Origin of the sequence: Sphingomonas sp. R86521, from assembly GCF_042466235.1 — a bacterium.
Taxonomy (GTDB): domain Bacteria; phylum Pseudomonadota; class Alphaproteobacteria; order Sphingomonadales; family Sphingomonadaceae; genus Sphingomonas.
On sequence record NZ_JAXHBY010000001.1, the window covers coordinates 3,121,034 to 3,146,251 of the forward strand.

General features: G+C 60.4%; 14 protein-coding genes. 2 read left to right on the forward strand and 12 right to left on the reverse strand.

The features are described 5' to 3' along the window. Positions 1-18: 18 nt before the first annotated feature. The 3 genes from SJY20_RS14600 to SJY20_RS14610 are packed head-to-tail and all read right to left on the reverse strand — an operon-like array spanning position 19 to position 3,710. Positions 19-1,194: a hypothetical protein gene (locus tag SJY20_RS14600; RefSeq protein WP_380787640.1), complete on the reverse strand. Its 1,176-nt coding sequence runs from the start codon at positions 1,192-1,194 to the stop codon at positions 19-21. Then, on the reverse strand, positions 1,191-2,501 hold the full coding sequence (locus SJY20_RS14605) for a glycosyltransferase family 4 protein (RefSeq protein ID WP_380787641.1): 1,311 nt from the start codon (positions 2,499-2,501) through the stop codon (positions 1,191-1,193). The genes SJY20_RS14600 and SJY20_RS14605 overlap by 4 nt, the downstream gene beginning before the upstream one ends. Before the next feature lie 18 nt (positions 2,502-2,519). After that, a complete protein-coding gene (locus SJY20_RS14610; RefSeq protein ID WP_380787642.1) occupies positions 2,520-3,710 on the reverse strand; it encodes a glycosyltransferase family 4 protein in 1,191 nt (396 codons plus the stop codon). Between the two features lie 40 nt (positions 3,711-3,750). Between SJY20_RS14610 and SJY20_RS14615 the strand changes: the two genes are divergently transcribed. Then, a complete protein-coding gene (locus SJY20_RS14615) occupies positions 3,751-4,410 on the forward strand; it encodes an ABC transporter ATP-binding protein (protein WP_380788727.1) in 660 nt (219 codons plus the stop codon). A gap of 16 nt (positions 4,411-4,426) precedes the next feature. Here the strand turns inward: SJY20_RS14615 and SJY20_RS14620 are convergent, their stop codons facing one another. Together SJY20_RS14620 and SJY20_RS14625 are read right to left on the reverse strand one after the other, a co-directional pair. After that, positions 4,427-6,592 carry a glycosyltransferase gene (locus tag SJY20_RS14620; protein ID WP_380787643.1) on the reverse strand — a complete coding sequence of 722 codons (2,166 nt, stop codon included), beginning with the start codon at positions 6,590-6,592 and terminating at the stop codon, positions 4,427-4,429. Positions 6,593-6,923: 331 nt separating this feature from the next. Next, positions 6,924-7,100: a hypothetical protein gene (locus SJY20_RS14625; RefSeq protein WP_380787644.1), complete on the reverse strand. Its 177-nt coding sequence runs from the start codon at positions 7,098-7,100 to the stop codon at positions 6,924-6,926. 199 nt (positions 7,101-7,299) lie between these two features. On the opposite strand from SJY20_RS14625, the gene SJY20_RS14630 reads away from it, so the two are divergent. Beyond that, complete coding sequence (locus SJY20_RS14630) at positions 7,300-8,373, forward strand: mannose-1-phosphate guanylyltransferase/mannose-6-phosphate isomerase (RefSeq protein WP_380787645.1); 1,074 nt, start codon at positions 7,300-7,302, stop codon at positions 8,371-8,373. Positions 8,374-8,513: 140 nt separating this feature from the next. Here SJY20_RS14630 and SJY20_RS14635 read toward each other — a convergent pair whose 3' ends face one another. From SJY20_RS14635 to SJY20_RS14665, 7 genes are all read right to left on the reverse strand, one after another. Beyond that, a complete protein-coding gene (locus SJY20_RS14635) occupies positions 8,514-9,329 on the reverse strand; it encodes an ABC transporter permease (RefSeq protein WP_380787646.1) in 816 nt (271 codons plus the stop codon). Between the two features lie 148 nt (positions 9,330-9,477). Continuing rightward, positions 9,478-10,257, reverse strand: a complete 780-nt coding sequence (locus tag SJY20_RS14640) for a glycosyltransferase family 2 protein (protein ID WP_380787647.1) — start codon at positions 10,255-10,257, stop codon at positions 9,478-9,480. 29 nt (positions 10,258-10,286) lie between these two features. Next, on the reverse strand, positions 10,287-16,067 hold the full coding sequence (locus SJY20_RS14645) for a glycosyltransferase (protein ID WP_380787648.1): 5,781 nt from the start codon (positions 16,065-16,067) through the stop codon (positions 10,287-10,289). 199 nt (positions 16,068-16,266) lie between these two features. After that, positions 16,267-17,247, reverse strand: coding sequence for a GDP-mannose 4,6-dehydratase (locus SJY20_RS14650; protein ID WP_380787649.1), 981 nt, complete (start codon positions 17,245-17,247; stop codon positions 16,267-16,269). A gap of 14 nt (positions 17,248-17,261) precedes the next feature. Continuing rightward, positions 17,262-18,275, reverse strand: a complete 1,014-nt coding sequence (gene gmd / locus SJY20_RS14655; protein WP_380787650.1) for a GDP-mannose 4,6-dehydratase — start codon at positions 18,273-18,275, stop codon at positions 17,262-17,264. Positions 18,276-19,185: 910 nt separating this feature from the next. Further along, a complete protein-coding gene (locus tag SJY20_RS14660; protein WP_380787651.1) occupies positions 19,186-22,608 on the reverse strand; it encodes a glycosyltransferase in 3,423 nt (1,140 codons plus the stop codon). A 451-nt stretch (positions 22,609-23,059) separates the two neighbouring features. After that, a complete protein-coding gene (locus SJY20_RS14665) occupies positions 23,060-24,364 on the reverse strand; it encodes a hypothetical protein (RefSeq protein ID WP_380787652.1) in 1,305 nt (434 codons plus the stop codon). Positions 24,365-25,218: the final 854 nt, after the last annotated feature.

Below are 25,218 nucleotides of genomic sequence, written 5' to 3' on the forward strand. Positions count from 1 at the left end.
AACGTTGTCGCACGAATTCTACCGTCGACGAACGACAAAGCCGAACGCAGACTGCTCGATCTGCGCATCATTGGCCTCTGCGTAGGGGTGGCGGATATCGCGCCGCAGTTGGGCTAGCTGATGTCCGCGCGACAGCAACACCAGGCCCATACGCACGATGTCGTGCCACGCCAGCACGTCGGATCCGGCGGGCGCATCGTCATCGATGATCGCATCGGCCATGACGATGGCGAGCCCCCCGGGCTTCAGGCACCGCAATACACTTTCGATATAAGCCAACCTGTCCTTCCAAGTGCCGCCAATCCCTTGTTCGCGAGTTGCGAAAACAAAGTCGTATCCATTGACTGATTCGGGCATCGCTTCGGGATCGAGGACGATCAAGCGCTCTGCGGACGCAACGCCCGATGTCCTGACCGACGTATCGATCATACATCCGGAAGCAGTCAGCACAGCGACCAACTGCGGCTCATCCAACCCACCGATCGCCAACCCGCGCGCGCCCGGGCGCGCCATGTCGTAACGATCCAAAGTTCGAGCAATAAAGACTCGCTGCCATTGCGAAAGCGAAGCTTTCCCGCGCGCGCCTCCGAGGTACGCCGCCCAGTCGGCATAGGCACGCTCGCGGAATTGCGGCGCGGAACACATCTGCGATACGGGACCGGTCATGGACGGCGGAGCGGTCCCAACGATCAGCGGGACCACGCCTACCCTGGACGAGATGAATTCAGAAGGGATGTCGGCGGCATTGGGGTCGGGCATCCGGCGCTCGATCCTGACCTGAAGATCAGAAGCCGTAGCAATGGTGTCGCCGTAAATGTGTCCTAGTGCGGCATAGGTGTGGCCGTGCCGAGCAAGCGCACTGATCATTGCCGTGCCATCCCCGCGGATGAGATCGACCAACTGGACCTGCTTGATCGCAATCTGCCGCGCGTTGGATCCGACCCCGTCCGGCAGTTCGTGGATGCGCAGGATCATTGTGCCGCGTTCTGCTGCCAGATCGCTTACCGTCACCGTGACGGCAATCGGCCCATCGCCACACGCTGCATAGAGCGTGTGGAACACGTAGTCCGGGTCTTCGCAGGGCTCCTTACCTCCGAGCGGCTCGAGGCGGCTCGTATAGGCGGGCCAAAACGCGAACGGGTTGAGATCGAGCGCGTCCCCTTCGGCATGGATGGATCGCGTTTCCGTAATCACGCCGCCGTCTCCATCGTCCGTGCATACATGGCCGCCAAGCGCTTGCCGTAGCACTCCGGCGCGAACCGTTTTGCGGAGGCAAGGCCGCGAGCGGCCAAATCTTCGACCATGGCCCCGTCATCGACGATCCGTCGCATTGCCGTGACGATCGCGCCGACGTCGTACGGATCGACGAACAGTGCCGCATCCCCTGCAACTTCGGGCAGCGAACTGGTGGTAGAAGTGATCACCGGGGTCCCGACCTGCATCGATTCTAGCACAGGCAGGCCGAAGCCTTCATAAACCGATGGAAACACAGTCGCCCGTGCACAACGAATCAACTTTGTGAGCAATTCGCGTGGCAGATATTGTAGGCGGATAATCGTCTGGCCACGGTGGCCGTGGAACGTACCCGGACTGCCGTCAGCCCCGCCGCCGGGCATCAGCCGCAGTTCGCTGTCGCTTTGCCACGCACGTGCGCCGACGATGACGAGAGGCATCGTCGTCTGCAACGACAGATACGCCTCAATGATGCGGCCGATGTTCTTCTTTGGCTCTATCGCGCCGAAATACAGGAGATAGCCACGATAGGGCAGCCCAAAGATTCCTTCGACCGCGTGCTGATCGTCGGTGAGCGGACCGAGCGTGACACGAGGCGCCGTCTGATAGGTGTTGGAGATGCGATTCTCGGCGACGCCGAACCGCTCGATGACGTCGGCCCGACTTGACTCGGACACCGTGCACAGGTGCGCCGCGGCGCGAACGCACCCCTGAACAACGCCGCGATAGACATCCTTATCGTCCAACGTCGCGTAGGGAAGCTTCAGGGGCACCAGATCGTGCAGCGTGTAGATGTTGCGCGCACCCACCATCTGAATGGGTACGGGATAGGTCCAGTGCATGATCGCCGGCGGATCCGGGAGCGTAAGCGAAACAAACCTACCGGTCAGGCGGAACCAGAGATGAGCGCGGTCGAAGAGATTATCTGCTGAGAACAGCCGGTCGAAGCCCGGCCAACCATCCGATAGCCCGCGCTTCTCGACAGCCGCGCTGAGCGGCACGTGGCGCAGCCTAGTGGGCAGGAACGTCTTCGCAAATTCGGCGCGGCGCACCCAACGCGGAACCCTCGCGCGCGGGTCGACGGGACGCTGGAAGCGATCGAAAAATGCGGTTTCCCGCGCATCTTCCGCCTTTGGCACCCGCAATCCGAACACACCGTCGAGTTCATGTCCAAGGCCGCGAACGGCGTTGCTCAATTCGGCACCGTAGGTCGCCACGCCCGTGCCATGCGGCATGGCAAGATTGTAGCCGTCGATGCCGATCCGCACGCGTATTATCCTCGCTCGTCAGCGCGACGCATAGGGGGACGGTTCTGTGCTGGCAATCAAGCTAACGTAAAAGCTTACCAATCGACGCGCGAACCCATCGCGCGCGAACGCAGGAGCGCGTTGGCGGCCGGCTTGTTTCAACCTTTCGACCAGCGCATCGTCGCGATCAAGCGCCGCGATTCCTCGTGCGATCTCTGCCGCGTCCAGCGGATCTACCAGTAGCGCGGCACCGCCAGCGACCTCTTCGGTAGCATGGCCGCGCGCCGTCAGCACTGCCGTACCAAGCGCCATCGCTTCCGCAATCGGCCGTCCGAATCCCTCGCCCAGGGATGGGAACACCAGCGCGCGGGCGCCAGCGATCAGCGCCGCTAGCGTCCCATCCGGCTGGAACGGAAGCCTGACGGTACCCGGCTCGCCCTTCCAACGATCACCGGGGCCGATCATGACTAGCGGCCGTACCGCTCCGGACTGCCGCCAAGCCTGCAAGACCCGTTCACCGTTCTTGCGAGGATTGTCACCACCGACGAACAGGAAATAGGCGCCCGCCGTCAAACCCGCAGGCAGCGGATCAGTACCCGTCCCCACATCGACCGACTGGCCTAGATCCACGACCTTGTCGGGAGCGAGGCTTAGCGTATCGATGATATCAGTCCGTGCCGCTTCACTGATGGTGGCAATTGCGGTGGCGCGCGCGCCGATTGCGGCCAGCAGCCGGCGATGCAGATCAACATCAATCGTGGTCAGATGGGGGTGGGTCAGGGGTATCGTATCGTGGATCGTGTAGACGTTACGCCAGCCGACCAGTTCGATCGGCATCGGATAACTCCAGTGGACAAGGCCCGGCACGACCTCCGGCGCGACCAGCCGCAACAGCGTGCCCCGCCGCTTATAATGCGAATGCGCGCGGCGGAACACGTCGCGCGCCATCAATATGCCGGGTGGTCGCTCGCGCAGACGGACTGTACCGGGCGCGATCCGCGCCTCGGTCCAGCGACGCACACGTTCGAACTCGGTCTTGCCACGCGGTACCGCAGAAAACCGATCATGGACCACCAGCAACGCGGGATCGATCACCTCCAGTGCAGCGTGGAGCGCGCGACTGTAGCGCGCCACGCCGTCGCCCTCACGGACGAATAGCCGTCCGTCCGTGCACAGCGGCACCCCAAGCGCTTCGTGTGCCGCCTTTTCTTTTCCGACGTTAGCGTTCATTCTAATACCTATGGACCCAGTCGCTCAGCTTTCCGACCCGATGCTCGTTTTCGAGGATGTATCAAAGACCTATCATGCGCATCGGCATGAAAAGCAGGTCTTCAACAACATCAACTGCACGATCCGTCGGGGCGACGCGGTCGGCGTGGTAGGCGCCAACGGGGCCGGTAAATCGACCATGATGAGGTTGATGGCTGGCGTTGAGGCGCCGACCACGGGTAGGGTAACGCGATACGGCAGCACCTCGTGGCCGCTGGGATACGGCAGCGTCTTCAACGGCGCGCTGACCGGCGCGGATAACACGCGCTTCATCGCCCGGATCTACGGGCAGGACGAAGACGAGATGATCGACAAGGTGCAGTCGTTCGCGCAGCTCGGCCGTTATTTCCACGAACCCGTGATGACCTATTCCTCTGGCATGGGCGCGCGCTTGGCGTTCGGCATCTCGCTGACCATCGAATTCGACATCTACCTGATCGACGAGGTCACGTCCGCAGGTGACGAACGGTTCCGACGCAAGAGCGAACAGGCGCTGATGGAACGGCGCGAGCGTGGAACGCTGATCATGATCAGCCACGACCCTGCGGCGTTGCGCGCCTATTGCGACCGCGGGGCAGTCCTCTACGGCGGTTCGCTGACGTTCTTCGACACTGTGACCGAGGCATGCGAGGTCCACTACAGCCTGCAGACGCTTGGCTAACTGGTCCTGACGGCGGTTACCTGCCTGACCGCACGACGCTCCAGGGCGAGGCCCCTGCCCCGCGGTCGATCCGATCGAGGATTTCGGACATCGACGGCTCTCGATAACCGTCGAACGGCAGGCCGCGAAGCGCCCAATGCAGGTCGTAGGCCGGATCCCAGCGCAGTGCACCACCCCAGCGTTCTGCCAGCGTCTGCAGCTCGCCTTCATCCCATGCGATACGGTCGCGCGTGGTGTTGCGCCCCCGCGTCGGCGACTCATGATGGGTGAGGCTAAGCGCAGGCGTGTAGAGTACCTTACGGCCCGTCGCCCGCACACGGAAGCAATAGTCGATATCGTTGTACGCCAGCGCCAGATCTTCGTCGAACCCGTCGACCTCCGTGAGCACCGTTCGCGTCGTCGCGAGGAATGCGCCCGTCACAGCCGCAACCGCGCGCGTCCGCAGCCAGCGATCTCCAGGCCCGCCCGAATCGCCGACGTGACCCAGCCCTTCATGAACCGACAGTTGCGTCGCCGATACGCCGAGTACGACCCCGCCGTGCTGGTAGCCGCCGTCTGGGTAGAGCAGCCGCGCGCCGACCGCGCCGACATCGGCGCGCGCACAGAATCCCGCTGCCTGCCGGTCCCAGCCATCGGTCAGCATCGTCACGTCGTCATTGGCGAAAACGCAGGTCTCTGCAGTACTCAGGTCGATCAGCCGGTTGTTCATTCGCGACCAGTTGAACGGCGCGTCATGCGCGACGACACGTGCATCGCCGCTCGCTGACAACCGATCGAACACTTCGCGCGCTGCGGCCGTCGTGCTGCGATTGTCGAGCACGATCAAGTCGAGCAGGTCGGGACGTGCTGCTCTGGCCCGCAGGCTGGCGACGCACCGGGCAAGCATGTCCGGCGAGTCGCGCGTCGGGATCAGCACCGCGATCGGCGCGGGTGTCACAGCGTCCGCCACCACCGAAGCGACCGACATCCCGTCGCTTCGACGCGTAACGGCCAGCCGCCCCGCCGCGACCCCTTCCGCCGGATCAGCCGGCGCGATTTCGCCGGGGCCGATCGCTGCCTCCGCCGCTCCGACAGGTGCACCGCGTGCGGGATCGGGCAGTCGTAGAACCGAGGCGAGAATTCTGGGAATGTGGACGACGACGGCGCCGTCTGCGGCGACGGTCAGCACTAGCGTCCGCAACGCCAGCCCTGCGCCGGACGCGCTGCGGGCCTCAGCGGACGCCGACGGCGTGACCAGTACGGCGATCGGCGGATCGTTGGTCGCGGCGATCATATCAACGTCGAAATAGCCAAACAGCGCCGGCGACAAGCGCGTCTCTCCTCCGATCCAGTCGCGCGTGACGCGATCATGGTTCGCGAACAGCAGCGCCGCGCCGCTGCGCGCTTCAGCAAAGCGGTACCAAGCCAACGCGTTACCATCAAATACCACGCCCGCGCCGGTGACCAGGATCAGCCCGTCGTCCGGATTGCCCGCCGCCTGAGCATCGGTGAAACGGATGCGAGAATCGCGGTCGGCCATCCCCGCAACGGGATGCGCGAGCAGCGATGCGCTTGCCAAGACCGTCGCGGTCCAGGCGCCGTGCGACTGGTCGATCAAGCTTTGCACCGTTGCGCGCACCATCGCGGGCGAAGCCGCAGCGGCGTCGATGCGAACATGGATCGGTGTCGTCGCCAAGACGGGCGGCAACTGCACGGGGTACGCGCTGCGAAACGCATCATAGGCGCCGGTCGGAAACAGCCCTCCGCCAAGCCATGCTTCGACAGCGGCCCCGCGTTCGGCGCTCGCGCGACCAATCCGTCCAAGCAACGCACCCTGCGCCGCGCGAGTGATCGCGCAGTCCGGCAGGTTCGATCGCCCGCCGATCTCCGCCAGCATTCGCGCCGCTGCCGGATGAGATCCGTCGCGCCGCAGGACTTCGCCATACGCGCGTTGCGCATCCGCCGGCCGGCCTGCGTGACGGAGCATTTCGGCGAGATGCCACAGCGCGTCTGTCGATCCAGGCATGAGCGCCGCGGCACGACGATACGCGTCTTCGGCGGCGTCAACGTCGCCGGCTTCCTTAGCCATATGCGCATGCTGGATGATCATCGGCGCCGCATCAGGCCGCGCGGCGACAATTGCGGCGAAATAGTTGGCAGCCGTCGACCAGTCGCCAGCGTCCCGCGCGGCATTGGCTTGCATACGTAACGCGTGCTCCCGCGAGCGGCCGCGGATCAACGCTTTGAGCTGTTTGAACATTCCGTGCATCTGATCCTTCGCAGCGCCGATTGTGTCCCCGATTGGGACCGGTCCGCCCGCGGTTTGTCGCAGGTTCGACCGGTTTGTCGGGTCGCCCCCACTGCCCTGATCGCTGAAGGAAGCGCGGTTATCTTAGTCGCAAGTCTTCATGGCAAAGTGGTCTACTAAGTTCAATTCACATTGCGACCCAGCGTTGGGGCGGCGGGGCCATGTCATCTGAGCGATGGCGCTCGCGACGCCAGGATCGACGGAGTGCGGACCCTGCGTCCATGCATCAATTCGATCGATCTCCGCGCGAGGTCGTGATTTCAAACACATCCGTGACATACGCCAGCGGAGGGATGTTCCACCACATACGCGCCGTCTGATGCCAGATGTAGATATAGCGCGCGAACAGCAGGTCCTCGACATTCCGCAAAGGTGTCGAAAGCGCCGGCCCACTGGCGGCCATCCGCCGGATCACATCCGTAGGGAGCAAAGTATTGGAATGGCGGAATGGCTAGCTGTGCGTACCTGTAATCGGATGTGATTGGACAGCGGCACGCTGTTCACGGTCGCTGTCGAACGAACTGACTCTACGCTTGAGAAGCTTCTATCCCCGTTTGCGCCGCGCGAACGACGGCTGTAGGCAGGCCGCAGTTGGAGGATCCATGACCGTCAAGAAAATTGTTCCGGTAATATTGTCAGGGGGTTCCGGTACCCGTCTCTGGCCGATGTCACGGCCCGAAATGCCCAAGCAGATGCTGGCGCTAACCGCTGAACAGACGATGTTGCAGCTGACTGCGGGCCGTGCGCAGGGCGCCGTGTTCGCGGCGCCAATCGTCGTAGCCAACGCGCGTCACGCCGATCTGGTCGAGCAGCAGCTTGCGGATGCCGGAGCGCACCCACAGACCCTGATCCTCGAACCGTTGGGGCGCAACACCGCTCCCGCGATCGCACTTGCTGCGATCGCTGCGGGCCGTGGCCACGAAGCGCTCTTGGTGATGCCGTCCGACCATGTGATTGCCGACGTGCCAGCCTTCCACGCCGCGATCGACCGCGCGTTGCCGATGGTTTCGCAAGGGTGGCTGGTGACGTTCGGGATCACGCCCGATGCGCCCGAAACCGGCTACGGCTGGATCCAGGTTGGCGAAGCGATGGCGCCCGGGGTCCACAGCGTTGTACGCTTTGTCGAAAAGCCGCCTCGCGACGCGGCTGAGGTAATGCTGGCGAGCGGCGACCATGCATGGAACGGCGGCATCTTCCTGTTCCGCGCAGACAAATATCTCGAGGCACTCGCGCAGTTCGCGCCAGGTATGCTGGTCGCGACCGAAGAGGCGATGGCCAAGGCGCGGCACGAGGGCGTGCGGATCTATCCCGATGCGACCGCGTTCGCTGCATCGCCCGACGATTCGATCGACTATGCGGTGATGGAAAAGGCCGAGCGCGTCGCCGTCGTGCCGGTGACGATGGGGTGGAATGACGTCGGCAGCTGGGATGCGCTGCACGCGATCAGTTCCCGAGACGTCAACGGCAATACGCACCGCGGGGATGGCGGCGGCTCGGTGCTGGCGATCGACACGAACAACTGTTTCGTGCGCAGCGATGGCGTTCGCGTCGCGCTGGTAGGCGTCGAGGACCTCATCGTGGTGGCAAGCGGCAATGACGTGCTGGTACTGCCGCGTGGGCGGAGTCAGGAGGTCAAGAAGCTGATCGAGGCGATGAAGGGTAGTCCGTCACAATAATGACGGGTCGCGTCTGAAAAGATCGACCTCGCCATCCATTGGATGCAAAGCTGGCGACCTATCGTCATCATGATGAACAAGGCTCTGGCTCCTCGCGGAGTCAGAGACTTGCTCTGTTTTTCGCCAGACCCGGTCGTCCCTCAGCGCACGGCCACTCGCCGGCGGAGACGCCGCATCAACAACAGCCCGATATACGTCAGCACCAGGCACCAGAATGCCACGTACCCCGGACTGACCCATTTGTCGGTTGCGGTCCGGAAGGTGCCGTAGCGTGCCTGCTCAAAGATCAGTGCCATCGGAAAATACATAAGATACTGGCGAACCACAGGCGGCATCAGGCTTAGCGAAATGAACGCACCGGAGATCGGGATCGAGAAATACGACAACACGTGCATCATGCGGCCCAGTGTATGCTTCTCGTAAGTAACGGCGACCGCGATGAACGCTAGCGCCAGCGACCACCAGAACATGAACAGGAACCCGGCTATTAAATGCAGCGGCCGTTCCGGCGGCTCCGCCAGCCCGACCACGCATACCAGCGAGAACAGGATGGCGAAGGCGAGTGCCGCACCGACCGCATCGATGACCGCGCGCGCCACGACGATGTCGGCAATCGTCACGACGTGATGGTGAAGCAGCGACTGGTTCGCCTCGATAGCCCCTTCCGCCCGGGTGAATATCCCGCGGAAGACACAGAATAAGCAATATCCGCTTAGCGTGAACGCCATCGGACTGATGCCACCCGAGTGCGCATCGCTACCCATGTGTAACAGCGAAATCACGCTGGCGAGCATCAGCGGTTCACCGATCAGCCAGAGATAGCCGATATTGCTCCGGCCATACCGCGTATGCAATTCGCGCAGAACCAGCGCCCCGATCACGCGCAACTGAACCTTCACGCCCTTCAAAAGGCTTACGTGAAAATGACCTTGTGGACCGAAATATGAAGCGACCATAGTCGGTTCGGTAGAGCAAACTTCGCAAATTGTCTATCGGCATGCTTTGTGGTGGCCGCGGCGATTCGCGAACGCAGCCTCGATCACGATGCCTATGGTCTGCCGACGATGCGGCGGCCTGGGGTGAACGGCAGGCCGCCGATCTCGATCACTGGTTTCGTCGCAGAATCGTTTCGTCGACGACTTCGTTTCGATCGTATTCGTCAAACATTTCCACGGCTCGAACGGTGGCGTCCGTATACCCTCGCTGCACTTTCTTGACCCATTCATCATAAGACTTGACGAAGTAATGATTGATCTGCGCAACGTCATAGTTTTTCTGCTGAATATTAATGACGACGTCGCCGTCGATTCCTTCGCCGCTTGGAGAATAGACCGCGGCATCAGCACGAAAGACGCCTGTATGGATATCTATACTGATCGTACTGCGCAGGCGATACATGGTTTTGCGAAGCTTGTTCGCCTCGAAGCCGATCTCAGAGGCACGGCGAAAGCGTTCCGTAACTGGTACCCCGCTGTACCGTCGGTTGCCGCCACTACCAAAAATCCGCCAATTTATGCCGATGCCGTCCGCACCAGGAAATCGGTCCAGGAACTGTGAGATCGACGCATCCTGCTTGAGGTTAATGAACTCGTCGATATCGATGACCGCCGCCCATTCGACATGATCTCGATGGTTGGCGAGAAAATGCTGGTAGGCGGAGATCTGCGCGGATTCCATCGGCTTTGTCGGCCAGCGAATGCACGTGATCCGGTCCCGCAACGGCGAGTTCCTAAAAAATTCCTCGATGGGAACGGTACTGTCGTTATCGTAGATGAAGATGTGTTCGAAACCGAGACCAAGATGGTACCCCGCCCATTCGTTAAGATACGCATCCTCGTTCTTCGCGATGGCGCAGATGACGTGCCGATAGTTTACATTGTTCATGCTGGTCTCTTGCAAGATTCTGTTTGCAGTCACTCGCCGCGCAACCGTTGAATTTCGCTGATGCGCTCGCGCATCTTACGTCCCGATACTTCCAACGACATACGCGACTCCAGGTCCGCCTTGGCCTTCGCACCGAGCGCGCGGGACCAGTCGGGATTGTCGCGGACTTTGCGCATGCATTCCGCGGCGTGCGGAATGGAGGCGTGGGCCCAGCGCATACCGGCCCGGTATGGCGCATAATCCCGGTCCAGCGTTACGAGATCATAGCGTACCAGCAGGCTCGTCTCGTCGGACATGAAGTCGAGATTGCCCGAGTACCCGGTCGCGATGACGGGTTTGCCGAGCAGCATGGCCTCGGCCATCGTCAACCCATACCCCTCGCTACGATGAAGCGAGATGTAGCTATCGCAGGCGTCCATGAGCGCCAGCACCTCGCCCTGCGTATAGACGTCGTCGATGATGATGACGTTGTAGCCGGCGCTCGCGTCGCGCAGTTCTGCAAGTTGATCGGGATAGAGGTGCCCGAACGACGTCTTCAGCACTAGGCCGACGGTTTCGTCGTCGCCGAACGCCGCGATAAAGGCTGCGATCAGGCCCAGCGGGTTCTTGCGCTCCATGATGCTGGCCATGTGGAACGTGAACAGGAACAGGAACGTCCCATCCGGCAGACCGAAATGCGACCGCGGCAGCGGTTCGAAGTGGGGATGCTCCAGGCCTGGCATGATCACCCGGACCGGCACCGAGAACCGCTCGCGCAGTGCGTCTCCGACGAACTTCGTCGCGGTCCAGATCTCGTCGACGTCGTCGGCCTGCTTCTGCCAATGCGCCGGAATCGTGTCCAGCTCCCAGTACCAATAGCCGATCCGGTAGGTCCGCGGCGTTCTGGGCGCGAGGCCGGCGCGCTCGTAGGCGACGTCGAACAAGGGCTCCGGCTGCGTGTGGACGATCGTGGTGTCGTAGATCTCCATGCCGGCATAGTCGGCGTGTCGGTTGTCGTCACCGCGCTCTTGTACCCATACATCGCGCACGGCGATATTGCCGTCGGCGCGACGGAAGCCCTCCACCAGCGATTCGGTAGAGGTCCGCAGGCCCGATGCGTAGCAGAAGTGGCCGAGCATGTTCAGGCCAGGCATCGCAAGGGTCTCTGCGAGCTCGGCGCTGCTCTGTCGGTCAAGCCACGCTTTGGCGTCTTGCGCGAGGTCGGCCTCGGAGCTCGCAAGCCACCGTAGGAGAGCCTTGGCCTTCGTGACAGTGCCAAACGGCGCAGGGTGAGCGGCTTGCCAGTCGAGCCGCGCATTATAGGCGATGCGGATCTGCTCGGCGGGCGTGAACGGCTCCGGCCAGCGTGCCGGATCCGCCCAGTCGTCGGTGAGGCCGAAACTCATGGCGAGCCAATCGGCCAGCGCACGGCGGCCGAATACGGTAACGCCATCCGGGAACAGGCGCTGCAGGACCGGCGTGAAGCGGAACGTGTCGACCAGCCCTTGTGCCGGCCTCTCGTTGGCCGAGAGCAGGAACCACCACAGGCTGTCGAGGCTGATACGCTCGTCGCTCAACCCGCCATCCAACGCCCAGGCCAGCAATTTACCGGCACCCACGGGCGTCAGGGCAAGCGGATGCTGCTGCGCCAGATCGGGCCGGATCAAGCGGAGCTGACGGATTCGCTCGCCCGGGTCGGACTTGAGCACGGCCGCGATGAGACGTTGCGCCGTTTTCGACAGGCCGAGTTCGGTCGCCCCGTCCCCGGCGAGCCAAGCCGCAAACGCACCGTTAGGCCCGGCAGAGATGGCGTCGGGGAAACGCCGTCGCAGATCGGCCCGGGTACGCAACAGCGTGATGATGAAGCGGGTTGCGCTGCTCTTGCCGTTGATCGCCGTTGCGGCCGTCGGCGTTGGGACGCATTTGGCGATCGATTTGCCGGTCGCCCGTTCTACCGCAGCGTCTTCGAACAGGTCGATGGAAGTCATCGACGGTGGGGTCGCGATCCTGCCTTCCGCAAGTCCCGTGGTCAGGAAATGCTCGAGCGCCGGGGAGGCGGATTTCGCTACATCGGCATAAATCGTCCGGTAAAAATCGGCGTCGAACGCATCGCCGACCGGCAGTCCGGCCGCGGCACCGTGGCGCAGATAGTGGACGAGCGGCGCGAGGTCGCCCGTACCGGGTTCGCCAAGTGCCTCCAGATATGTCCGGTTGCTAAAGAAGGGGTTGGGGTCCCGCAGTCCCTGCGGATGACGCAGGTAATCCAGCATCGGCCCACCCGCCTTGCCGCGCACTTCGGGATATTGCTCCAGATACCAGTCCGTATCGAACAGCCAAGACGCGCTACGCCCTTCGCTGTGACCGTACTCCAGGAAATGACGATAGGCGTCGAGACCGACCAGGTCGGCGTTCCGAGCATGGTAATGCTCCAAGTCGAACAGGCCGGACTCGGCAATCAGCGTTTCCGCCGAAAGCATCGTGCCCGTGCGGTCGATCATCGCCGGCTCAAGGCCGTGCAGGTCCGACAATATCGCTTCGAAACGTGCCAGCGTTTCGGTCCATCCGGCCTGCCTGGTCGGACGGCGCACCCATGGATCGGGAATACCGGCTGCCTCCGCAGCAATCGCCAAGGTCCGCGCGGGATTAAGCGGATCCGCCGCGCTGGAATCGAAGACCAAGAGCCCCAGGGCTCCCGCTTCGATAGACTCGATGCTCGCGCCGCCCTTGCCGGGCGCCCAGAAGATATCCGCGCCGACCATCAGCGACTGTCGCTCCGTCACGTTCGCCGGCGCTACCGACGTCATGCCCGGTGGTAGCGGGTCTGCTGACCGCTCGTGCTGCATCAGCAGAACGAAGCCCACCGATCGCGTGTCGAACTTGGCGATCAGCGCGTTCAACTCGGCACGCGCCGCGCCATCGATCCTGCCGGTCGGAGCGGAGACGAGGACGATCGTCCGGTCCGCCCAGCCGCGGGTCTGACGCACGCTGTCGCGCAGCGGTAGGAGGTGGCTGCTCCAGAGGCCCAGGCGATCGTCACCAGGCGGCACGATCGTCGTATCTGGCAACGATAACTCGATCGCCGCGTCGGCCGATGTCGCGATCACGCGCGACACGAACGGCAGCGCCAGCAAACGGCCTTCCTGCTGGAAGACATGCCCCGGCACGCCCGCGTTCACCTCGCTCCGCGCGCCGTGATAATGCAGCGCCACCGGCGGATAGGTGCCCAGCCAGCGACTCACTTCACCATAATCAGGTGTATGCGGGACGATCACGTCGAAGGATGCGGACACTGCGTATGCCGCGGCATCGTGCGCATTTTCCAGCATCCGGTAGTTCCCGTCGGCCATGCCGGATGACAGGACCGAATAAGGCGCCCCGATCACGACCTCATAGCCGTGATCGGTCAGATAACGCGCCTGCAGTGCCACCGTCGTGCCAATCTCGCTGTTCACGCCCAACGCGGACGATAGGAGCAATGCGCGGGGCGGCTGGCGCTCGCGCTTGTAGGAATGCCACGGCCGTACGGTCCTTGGAGGGAAGGCCGGCTCGTACATGTCCGCGAGGTTGAAGCTGAGGTTCGGGCTGTAGAACGGATCACTGCGAAACAGATCGGGGAATTTCTCACGCGCATAGCGCGCCTCGCGATTGAAAATCTTGACCTTGGCGATCGTATCGTCGCGACCTCGCGTCTTCGACTCATAGTGCCGCAGCCACACGTCGTGGACATACAGGTTGCGATATCCGCGTTCGACCGCGGCGAGGCACAGGACGACGTCGTTGAAGGCGATCGGAAGCCCGGTATCGAGCCCGCCAATCTCTTCGAACACCTCGCGACGCATGGCAAGGCACGCACCCGTGACCGCCGCAACCTCATGCGTCCGCTGGGCGAGGCCCAGCGCGCCGGGGGCGTCGTGGGCGATGCCGCAATGGGCATGCGCCGCCACGCCACCAACGCTCAGCACGACGCCGGCATGCTGGACGGTGCCGTCCTCGTACAGCAGCATCGGACCGACCGCGCCGACGTCGGGCTGCATCACGTAGCCGACGAGCCCGCGCAACCAGTCGGGATCCTGCACTTCGGTATCGTTGTTGAGCAGGACCAGGACATCGGCGGTCGAGATTTCCGCCGCCATGTTGTTCAGGATAGGATAGTTAAAGGGAATCGCTGCGTGCAGCGCCCGCAGATGTCCCGCCGCTTCCTCGGTAGCGATCCAATCGATCGTCTCGTCTTCCACCGATCCGTTGTCGACGACGATGATGTCGATCCGATCGATGGGATAATCTGTCTCGCGTCGCAGACTCTCGATGCAGGGCTTCAGGAACTCCAGGCCATCCCGCGTCGGGATGATGATCGTCACCGTTGGCAGGTCGTCATCCGCAAGGCGAGGGCCAGGCAGACTGGGCGGTGCATCGCGGTTGGCATGGTCGTGATACAAGACGAACGGGACGTGCGCGATCGCCGACCGCTCGGCTGCCAGTCCGGCGGACCGCAAGATGCTTGCGACCGTCTGCTCGCCCGAGATCAGCGAGGGACCCAGCGCCCCGCTCAGGATGCCGACAGGCAGGAGCCCGCATGCGCCGATATAGTCCACCTGACGCAGCAGTTCGGGTGAGGCCGCCGGTTTAAAGACCGGGTCATGTCGCACCCCGGCGGCGTCGATCTGGTCATGATCGGCATAGACCAATGCGGTTTCGTCCGTAGCGGCCTGGACAAGCATGTATAGCGCATGCTCGCGAAGTTCGATCGCCGCATCGATCAGGACAACGTGTTCGTCGCCCGCGAAGTCGTCGATCGGATGCTGGGAATCGACGATGCAGAAGCTGTTGTCGCTGCCGACCAGCGCGCGCGCAGTGCGACGCGCGGCCGGCGTGCAGTCGTCGGCAAGGCACAGATAAACGACACGCGGCTTCAGCCACTGTTGGCGCAGCGTCTGGATCGCCCGGGCAAGCCCCTTTTCCGTCTCGGCATCCACGGCGAGCATAACCGCCGGTCCGGTCAGTTTCGAAGCGAGGATATGCGCGTCGATTGCCTTGCGATCGCTGGCATCGAGCGTATCGTGATCGGCGATCCAGCGCTGGTAGCTCGTTGGCCCTACCGGCTCCAGACCAAGCGCGCGACCGGTTCCGAGGTAGTGCGCGAACGGGTCAAGTCCCGATGCGACCACGTGCGGATAGTTTCGCAGGTACCAGTGCGGATCGAAGCCGGGACCCGGATGACGCAGCTCAAACCGCCCATGATCGATATAATGCTGGACCGGATCCGCGCCGCCGATGTCGGGATACCGTCGGCGATACCATTCTGCGTCGATCAGGCCGCTGGCTCGCATGCCGTCCGGAACCGAAAGGGCAACCGGCTGCGCCTCGACCAGGCCGCGTGGCGCAACCTCCGCCGGGGCCGGCACGTTGGGCGATGCGCCCACGGGGTGGCCGGCGTTGCGCAGGGTCAAACGAAGATTCTCCAGGTCCGTCCGTGGTGCTTCAGGGTCGAGTTCGGACAGCCGCAGGAAATGCGTGTAGGCGTGCTGCGGGCGGCCGGTGTTTTTGTACAGATGGGCAAGCTGCAGGTGAACGTCGCTGGCGTTGGGGTCGAGCGCAAAGGCATGCAGATAATGCCGCTCGGCCGCAGCCAAATCGCCACTGTCCTTGAACATGTGACCAGCCTGAATATGGATCGGCGCGTTGTCCGGCGCTTTGCGGAGCGCGCGCGCGTAAAGCATCGCGGCGCGAGCAAAGTCGCCCGAATCTCGGGCGCGATCGCCCTGGTGAATCTGGTGCTTGGTGCGCTTCCATGCGCCCTTTAGGCGATGAATCCGGTCTGCCAGGGTTACCAAGTCATTCTCCAGATGCCAATATTTAGCGGGTATGGCCCACTCGAACGTCGCGAGACGCTGTGTGGACAGAAAAGCAGGGGCTCGCAACAGGTTTGGCGGCATGCCCGGCGCCGGAACTCGCGCGACTTAGTAGCGGTCGCAATACGCATAGCTGAAGGCCGGAACGTGCAAGGCCAGCACCTAAGCCCCGGCCCGCCACTCAGTCCGTTTTGCTTCGCCATTCCGCCAAAACACTGGCGAGAACAGCGTCGAGATCATGCATTGGGGACCAACCGGTCGCCGCGCGGATTGCGCTGGTATCGAGCGCCGCGCGCGGAACATCGCTTGGCCGCATGCGAGCAGGATCGAGCGTGACCGTGGTCCCGATGGCCACCATTGCCCGCAACCGGTCGAGGATATCGCCGATCTTAACCGTCTTACCGGAGGCAATGTTGAACAGGTTGCGCTGGGGAAGCGCGGGGGCTGCCAGCAACAGCGCCAGATAGGCAGCAACAACGTCGCGAACGTCGAGCACGTCACGCTCGGCATCAAGATTGCCAACATGAATTTCAGCCAGCGCGCCGCGTTCGATCCGCGCGATTTGCGCGGCGAAGGTCGGGATGACGAACCGTTCGTCCTGCCCCGGCCCGCTATGGTTGGACGGCCGTGCGATGATCAACCGGGCCGAAGCCGGCAGGACATCGGCGAGCATTGCCTCGGCGGCGGCCTTAGATCGGCCATATGCGGATTGCGGCCGTAACGGATCCGTCTCGCGCACGGTCCCGTGGTTGAAAGTCAGTCCGTAAACTTCGGCACTACTGATCTGCAGCACCGTGCAATCGGGAACGATATCCGCAACCGCTCGGGCCAGCGCCAAACTGCCACACAGGTTGACCGCCCAGGTATCCGCCGCCGTCCCCAGCGACTGACCTACCGAGGCCTGAGCGGCAAGATGGATGACGAGATCCGGGCGGACCGAAGCCACCGCCGCGGCGACGCTGACAGGGTCCGCTAAGTCGACGAGGACCGTTGCATGGCCCCCGCCCGAACGCGGCGTGCGCGTGGCCAGCGTCATGCAAGCGCCCTCGGCAAGCCGAGCGCCGATCACGGGTACCAGATAACGACCGACAAAACCGTTCGCCCCCGTGACCAGGATACGACGAAACGGTATTGTTTCCATCACGACGTCGACGCCCGGCACTACCTTCACCATCGTCAGGGGTGAATCTCAGGCTGTGGTTCGGTAGGGGCCGCAGGGCTGGAGAGGCGTGCGAGATCGGCCTCGACCATTTCAATGATCATCTTTTCTAGGGTGGTCTCTGCAGTCCACCCAAGCTTTGCCGTCGCTTTCGCAGGTTCCCCGAGCAGGACATCGACCTCTGAAGGGCGGAACAGTTCGGGATCGATGACCAGATGATCGTCGATCGACAACCCGACGTGATCGAAGGCGATCCGGCACATGTCGCGGACCGTCGTGGTTATGCCGGTCGCCACGACATAATCGTCGGCAACGTCCTGCTGCAGCATCAACCACATCGCCTTGACGTAGTCACGGGCATGGCCCCAGTCGCGCTTGGCATCGATGTTACCAAGCCGTAGTTCAGTCGCCAATCCCAGCTTAATCCGAGCAACCCCGTCCGTGACCTTGCGGGTGACGAACTCAACGCCGCGAAGCGGGCTTTCGTGATTGAACAGGATGCCTGACGAGGCATGCATTCCGAAGCTTTCGCGATAGTTCACCGTGATCCAGTGACCGTAAAGCTTAGCGACCGCATAAGGCGAGCGCGGATAGAACGGCGTCGTCTCCGACTGCCGCTCCTGCTGGATCAAACCGTACATCTCGGAAGACGAAGCCTGATAGAAGCGAGTTTCGGGCTTCACGAGCCGGATCGCTTCGAGCACGTTGGTTACGCCGACGGCGGTGATGTTGGCAGTCAGGATCGGCTGCTTCCACGAAGTCGCGACGAACGACTGCGCGGCAAGATTGTAGACCTCGTCCGGCTGCACGTCCGTCACGATACGGATCAACGACGACAGGTCGGACAGGTTGCTGTCGTGCAGCGTTACGTCGCCGGCGATACCGAGCCAGCGCAGCCGGTGATCCGCGACTCCGAGGTGGGAAGACCGCCGCACGACGCCGTGCACCTCATATCCCTTGCGTAGCAGAAACTGCGCCAGATAGGCTCCGTCCTGCCCGGTAATGCCGGTGATAAGCGCGCGCTTTGCCATTTTTTGTCCCGTATGGTTGAAGCCGGAGGCTTGTGACAAGGCGCCGCTTAACCGGAATGGGCGTAAATGCAATCACGCTGTCGGCCAGCCGGTTGCAGAAATCGTATTTTGTACCGAAAGGCGCCTCCGCTCCTTGGCACATTGCCGCAGGATCGCATGACGGTTGAACGGCGCGGTGCAGGTTGAGGAACCAGATAGCCGGAAGAGCACCGTCTAGGCTGCACTTACATCGATCGACCTTCCCGGTCCCGTCCAATCATTAGCGATACGCAGGTGCGATCATATGACGGATTAGTTGTGACCGTCGACGACTAGGACGAAATCGCAACAGCTTCATAGAGCATATCACAACGTCCGCGGTAGTCATACCTGTTGGTCCGCTATTGGGCGTTATCCACCGTATGTCCGCTTTTGGGGTATATATACTGCTCTATCGGCACTTGTTGCCGCATAGCGTAATGCTCGCTGAGACGTGGGCGTCGTTGCAGGAAGGCGCATCAGCGAACCCGGAACCCGCAACCGAAACCATTGCACGATGACAGACCGCTGGCGTGACATGTTTGTCAAAGTTCATTCAACCACATCTGGATCGCTGGGTCGATATAGTCGCCTCGCTGTCGCACAGCAACAGCTATATTGTGGTCAACAAAAAGGTCTCGCCTCGACCTCAGGCACGAATACCATCAAGCACACAGCGGCCGCGGTTCCGCCGAAATCGTTCCTAGCTACTCTCTCAACCGAGGATGGAACAGACCCGACGCTCGGCGTCGCACTGCGCACATTGAAGATTATTCCGGACCGTCGCGCCGCTAACGGAAACCGCATACCCAAACCAGTACCAACTCCGGCAAAACAGCCGGAGTTGGCAACTAAAGGGTTCAAATACCCGACGCAATACGGCGATCGACGATCAATAGGCCCATCTTACGTCGACCTGTTCCAACACCGCTTGAACTTCCATATCGAAGGCTTGACGGCCAAACTTTTCGTCCGCGTATTTAAGTTGCGTCTTGCGAACGACACTCCACCACGACTCGTCTTCTATAAGTCGACTGATCGATTCACAGAAGTCTCGGGCGTTGTGGTCTATCATCGCTACTGCCAAATTTTTGCGCACTTCACCGCTGGTACCGATTTGATCGGCCAAAAGCTCTGTCATGACGATTGGCGTTCCCGTCAGCATGGACTCAACAACCTTGCAGGGTATGCCTGCCGAATATCGCGTCGGAGCCAACGCGACGATCGCTTCTTCATAGAGTTCAGAGAGGCGCTCTTCGGAAACCATACCAACGAAGTCGACTTGCGCATCCAGATTATTGGCACGGAACTCCCGTAGTATTGATTCGTCCCAATACCCTGCAAACGTGAGCCGCCGATTATGCTTCGATAGCATCTTTGCAGATCCGTTGAGCAGCCATTTGAGACTGTCAAAATTTGGCGCCAGTGGAGAATGCACCGCGCCGACGAACAGCAACCGGGTACGATCCTTCCAAGGTGTGGTTGATCGCCGAATCCCGCTGGCGGTGTGCGAAATAACGGAAACATTGCCCAACCCGATCGAGTTGATGAACCCCCGGTCCCGTTCGTTCACCGCAATAAATTGGTCGACGATCGTTGACGCATTGAACTCCGCGGACACCAGATCCGTTACTTCTTCATCGGATGGTGCCATACCCTGCAGCTTCGCCAGCTCGATTGTCCGCTGGACGCTGACCGCTTCGGTATCGCAAACGATTTTCGCCGCCCACGTATCCTTGTAAGCTTTGAGCGTTTCATAAAACCGTGTCAGGTTGTGCGAACGACATACCCAGATGTGAGAATAAATGCCTGGCGATCGGTTAAGAACCGCCTCGAGCGACTCCCCGTCCATCCAGCTTCTATACAGTTTGACGTCTTCGAACTCGTAGTCGTCAACCTTGACCGTCGGATTTACCGCGAGGACGTCGTAAGCTACCCCCAGCCGATGGAATGTCCGCAAGATTTCCGCCGCGCGACCGAAGCCCGATCCGAGCCTTGGGTCCGGAACCAGATCCTCAATCACCAAAACGCGACTTTTGGCTATGCCCAGCCGGGACAGACCTGCAGCGCCCATCATCTTATCGACGCTTGGCCGTGTTCCGATCCTTTCGTGCTTCTTCAACAGACGCTTCCGATTGCGTAGAATAAACGGGTAACTGACTGTCGGGGGCCGTCCCTTCATAAAGCTGGCATGTTCGTAATGCGTGATGGTGATCGCCGTATCGACGAAAACTAGCTTACCCAGCGAGTCCGCTAGTCGAAGACAGAGGTCGACCTCCTCGTAATAGCCAGGCGAAAATACGCTATCGAATCCACCCAATGCATTGAAATCAGAACGCGACATGCAAAGAAAGCAGCCCGAGACATAGTCGACCCGCTGAGTTTGCTCGACGGCGTTGTAGCTCGAACGTTGACCCCGCCCGAAACCGAAGGAGTTACCGTCGCCCGCAATAAAAGCGCCAACCTCCTGAATCGACAAATCCATCGACAAGATACGAGGACCGATCGCTCCGCAATTTGGCGTTTTGTAATAGCTGTCGACAAGGTCGGCAAAAACGCTGGGCTCGAATTCGATGTCGTTGTTCACGACAACAATCAGGTCGCCCACCGCAGCCGCAACGCCGACATTCGCTGCGCCAGGGTACCCCAGCGCTTTGGGCTCGTTGATGAACTTCACCCCCGACATCTTCGAAAGCAGCTCGTACGTCCCATCCGTGCTGCCGTTACTGACGACGATGACTTCCATCGTCTTGCCCGAACGGCGCCTCAGTTCCGCCGCGCCATAAAACGCCAACTCCAGGAACCGGGCCGTGAAGCTTACCTGGTTATGTACCGGCACGATCACGGACAAAACGGGCGATTCATCGGTCAACGGCTCAAAGTCGACGGGATGGCGCTGGCTGCGGATCAGCGCGTCCTTTGATCGGCGTTCGTATAACGCCTTTGCCTGAAGCATATCGATGTCTCGATCCGCCAGCGGACGGGAGGCCTTCATATTTTCATGCCGACCTATCAGCAGGAAATATTCCAGAAGAGATAGACCTAGCTTCCGAGACTGCTCACCTACCCAAGGGTAGCGAGACGCAAGATACGCCTGATCAAAATATGGATTGGGATCCCTACCTTCCAATACGCCGAAATAGAGAAAGTGATGCGTTACGCTCGTAACGTGATTGCCGTCGGGTACGACGTCCGGGTTATTAACCCGGTAAAAGTTCAAATCAAAATCAGGCGAGAACGGCACATCATAGACGTATGAATTACGACAGAAGCTTTCCAAAAGCGACGTGTGCTCTCCGTTTCTCACGGACAGCAGCATTGATGGATTCATGGTTCGATAATAATCATTGTCAAACAAAGCGGTCGTTTTTTTATCTTCGAACTGACCAGAATATACGAAATGACGAAATAACGAGTTACTCTGCGCAACATCTGGATTAAGGATTTCGTAAGAAACTGGACAAAATAGCCAGTGGGGACGGATGTTGTTCCTATCTCCATTCTTCAGGAAATCCATATAAGGATCGGCATGAGGAACCCAAGTCGTCACGCGGCCTTGGGCAAATGCGGCATCTCGCTGCGCTTCGTAATAGACTGCGTTGAAAAGCCAATGAGACAGTGTGCCGCGTTTGAACGCCACCCTAAGCCGGTCGACGACCTCGTTCAGGGTGAAATCGCCAGCCTTTTTGTCGATGCCAAACACCATCTTGCGCAGATCGCGGTTTGCTGGCCCACTGATCTGGAAGAACGGCGAAATTTCTGCTTCCCCGTTGACTACCATCATGGCCGCAAGAGCCCTGATTTCCGCTCTAGGAATATCCCTGAGGCTGGGGACGTTTCTGTTGAATCTGATGAACCACTTATGATCGAAATGAATTAGGTCATTGATCAAATCGACGCTATCGGGCTTTGCCTTATATTCATCAAAGATCATCGTGCCGAGTAAAAGCGCGCCGTCGGAAATTTTTCCAGGTTCGACGAATGATTTCGCAGCCTCTATCCCCGACAAAAGGAAATCAGGCCAAGTGTTGGAGCGTGGCGGTGGGCCACCGAGCGCAACGATGAACGGCGGGATATGTTTTACAATTTCAACATTGCGATTTTCAAATAGGCCGCCAAACCCGCCACGCAGCATATCATCACATTTATTCTTGAATTCATCCGAACCGAGGAGCGCTTCGATTACGTCGAACTTGGAGGTCCCCAGCCAAGGATGATCTTCTTCTGGATCTCGACCGATAAAAATGTTGTACAGAAAATATACTGCATCCTCATCGCAAGCCGTATTCAGAAAATTATTCACGATCAAACCCACCTTCATTGAATATTGCAAAATAACTGGTTGAGCTACTCGAAACCGGCAGACCATCCGTCATGCAATCCAAACCGATTTAACCGCATATCAACCTGCTCGCTCTATGGGAACGTGATTCTGTCTGATCGCTGTGAGCCATGCGGCGTGCGGCGTGTGGCGCGCTCGATTCTCTGGAAACACACCGACTTTGCCACGATGGTAGGTAAGTTCCGTGCTCCCGTCATACGGTTAGGCGATCGAAACTTTCATATATACGCCATGAGAAACATATGGACGCGGATCGATTCCGCCCGGTAATCCGTGAGATCGATGTACGCATAATTCGGACCGATCGCTACCCTGAACTAGCGCTCCTAGTCGCCGTGCCAAGCTGATGTCGTGTCACTGTCGCTGCTTGACACTGGCGCCGGAACGTTGGTCTCGGCTTGGCCAGCAGAGATCCGACCAACCACTACAGGACGAGCCATTCGCTCCCGTCGTAGGTCAACCGGACCACGCCCCGGTCGGTGGAAATCACGTAGCTCGAAGTTCCATCAATCGTGCCCGATGCAGAGCGGACCGTAACAGGGTTCCTGGCAGCATCACCCTTGCCATCCTTGACGATGATGGAGCGGCCAGTCTCAGGCGTATCAGGCAGAGAGATCAACGTCGGACTCCCCATGGCCTTGTTGACGACGATAAGCTTGCTGGCCGCACTGCAACGGAACGTGGGGCCGGCCGTAACATGCTCGACCGCCATGACTTCGTTGGCAAACGAATGAGCAAATCGAACCGTTGCGCTGCCTATCGATGCGGTGTTGGAAACGAACGGGGCGACCCCGCCTGCGGTGGACACCTGGCCTTTTGCATTCACGGCAAACCTGTCCCGCAACAGGAGAAAGTCGCCGAGTACGTCTGTGGGATCAGCGAATAGCCCCGTGTAGAAAGAACCACCATCCCGACTACTGAGCTTTATTGCGGCAGTCGCTGGACCGCCTACCGCTACAATATGCATGAGATTTTTGCTGGTGGCCGTATTCTGAACGGGCTGCGCAGACCCGTAATTGTGAAGTTCGAGTTCGAGGGCGGTGGCATAGCCATCCGCTCCGGGATATATATAGGCCATGGCATGGGCGCCCCATACCCTGCCTAACTTGTTTCCAGGCATGATCTGGCCTGCCGCCTGCAGTCCGACGGCATCGCGCAACCTAACGGCGCGGGTATAGTCGGAGGAGTCGTAGGTACGCACGAGGGCGTAGAGAGCATTTTTCTGGTACGACGCGCCGGACGTGGTGGCAGGGACCACCATACTGTCGAAGGCAACGTTTTCGTTGGCCGACCCGACGGCCGCCGAACCGGCGGCATCGGCGTACAACGCCTGCCATTTGCCCGATGTCGATACCGTATCTCCAAGCCCCGCCGGCATTTTACCGATAAAATTGGTTCCGTTACCGCTTAGAAGTATCCCGCCAGCAAATGGCCGGGTCGGCAACGTGTAGCTTTGCCTCGTGAAGACGACTTCGCTGTAGCGGGAGGCCCCGCGTACAGCCGAAGACGTTGGATCGGCACCGTCGAAATCTTCCACCGCTCTGACCAGTTTGTCGCGTGCGCTCTTCACGCGCCGGTCGCCCTTCAGCGACGGCACCCGCGTATCGTCAAAATCGACGCTGGGCCGTGGCTTCGGGGCAGCACGGTCCGGGACGGACGGCTTGGCAACCTGCTGTGCAAGCGCCGGGTTCCCAACAAGGAACAGGGCGGAAGATAGAAGCGCGTTCAACGTTGGAACTCCTTACAGATCGTACGGCCAACGACGCAGCGGCTCTAAACTATTATCGGTATACCGTCCTGGCTTCAACGTTGGCCACCATCACCACCCTCACCTCTCGTAAGACGGTCCATGCCGCCCGGCTCCCAATTCAGGACGGCTTCTCGCTCGCCACGAATCCGCTTAATGTGTTCCAGAAACGCGATGGACGCCGCAATATCGGTTTAACAGGGCGGCTTCTCGTGCCCGGTCCACGCAGATAGATCGTGGCCCTCCGGTCGACGCTAACCAAGCCAACCGGTTTATCGGTGCCGGATATCGCCGTGAGGAGGCGGGTTCGATGCCAGATCGATACCTCCAGTCCATTCGAGCAGCTTCACATGCTACGCCTTGATGCGGGAACGGCTTGCAGGTCGTCAGTGTTCGAACGCTACAGCAACCTCCGTTCCCCAAGGCCGCACATCCAGCGCGCGACGCTGGACGATGTCCCTACGACCGCGTAACGTGAACCAAGCGAAATTCAGCGCACTCGAGGAAGCTCGGTGTCGTTGCAAAATTTTTGTGCCTATACATTATGATCCCGCTACGGTGGACCGCTACAAGTATGCCGCAATAATAATGAACGTTTCTGTCAACTCAGATGATATTAAACCAAATTGGGGGTTTTTCTAAGTGCCACTTAATTTGATTGTCATGGGAAATAGCCATCTACAAGATATTGAGGAGGCTTATCTAAATTGTGACACGGATCAATTTGACGCATTAGGCACCGTCAAATTTGTCCACATGTTCGATAAGAGATATCAGCCTGCCATCCAACACGTCGACAATGACATAATATACAATAAACATCTTGAGGGACACGT